Raw genomic sequence first — 1,256 nt, 5'->3', positions numbered from 1 at the left:
TACCAACCTCGCACCATCGCCATAACGGGTGGCAAGGGTGGGGTGGGCAAGACCTCGGTCGCCCTGAATCTTGCGCTCACCCTCGCAAGGCAGGATAACCGCGTTCTGTTGCTGGATGGCGACACCGATCTGGCCAACGTCAGCATTATGGTTGGCCTTTATCCGAGAAAAACCCTTGCCAATGTGATGGCCGGAGAGTGTCGTCTTGAGGACATCATCTTGAAGACCGACTACGGCCTGCATATTGTTCCGGGGGCCTCCGGCGTGCAGGAATGCATGGATATGGGGCCAACGGAGAGCCTTCGCATACTCCGGGCACTGTATAACCTGGAAAACCGCTACGATTACGTCATTACCGACACGGCTGCCGGGCTTCAGGCTGCCGGGCTGCATATGATTGCCGCGACAGAGCTGGCCTGCATGGTGGTGACCCCGGACCCCGCGTCCCTTACCGACGCCTTTTCGCTGATCAAGGTTCTCCGGCGCAGGGGCTATAACCGGATTCCGAGCATTCTGGTGAATATGGCCCAGGGCGCCAGTCAGGCACGGTCCGTGTTCCAGCGCCTGGACGCCGCTGCCCAGCGCCACCTGGGAATCTCGCTCCACTATATGGGTGGTATCTGGCGGGACGAGACCCTTCGGCAGTCGGTTCTCAACCAGAAGCCGGTCGCGCTTCTGCCTGTTTCAGACCCTTCCTGCCGCCAGTTTCATACCCTCGCGGATATGCTTGATGTGCGGCTGTCCCAGTTGCCGAGACGAAAGGCTGGTATTGCAGCCTACTGGCACAAGGTGTCCAAACGAGGATCCGAGAGCCCGCTCAAAACAGTGACCAAGCCGGAGCCCGAAACCGAAAGTGAGGCTGATACCCTGAAAGATCGGTGCCTGCAGGCCGTGGGTGAGATTGAGTCTGTTTTTAATGCGGGGCCGATCGATCCTATGCTGCGTTATGAAGCATTTACCCGTCTTTTTGCACTGCTGGGGAGCACGCTGGACAGTGATGCCGTCGAGATTGTGCAAACCGGTCTCGGGTCGTTCCAGTGGGAGAGTCTCAGCCCCGAGCGAAAGAATCATCTGGCCATTCATCTTCGCGAGCTGGCGGACCAGATTTCACCCCTCGAACATAAAGCGGAGCCTGCCGAGCCGCCCCAATCCGTCCTCCGCGAGCCGTTTTACGATCGCATCAGCTTTGGTGAGCAGGATCGTCTGGTGCGCATACTGAAGGAACAGCCTGCAGATATCTCGCTGGATCAGCTCTT

At 58.6% G+C, this 1,256-nt stretch carries 1 protein-coding gene; it reads left to right on the top strand.

Features of this window, described 5'->3' with window-relative positions:
• Positions 1 to 1,256, top strand: a 1,256-nt coding sequence (locus tag B2W52_RS07875) for a MinD/ParA family ATP-binding protein (RefSeq protein ID WP_286802352.1), incomplete at both ends; no start/stop codon positions are given.

This window comes from Marinobacter sp. UBA2498 (assembly GCF_002341575.1).
GTDB lineage: Bacteria > Pseudomonadota > Gammaproteobacteria > Pseudomonadales > Oleiphilaceae > Marinobacter > Marinobacter manganoxydans.
The sequence above is the reverse complement of the archived record's forward strand: the minus strand, read 5'-3'. Positions and strand labels throughout refer to the sequence as shown.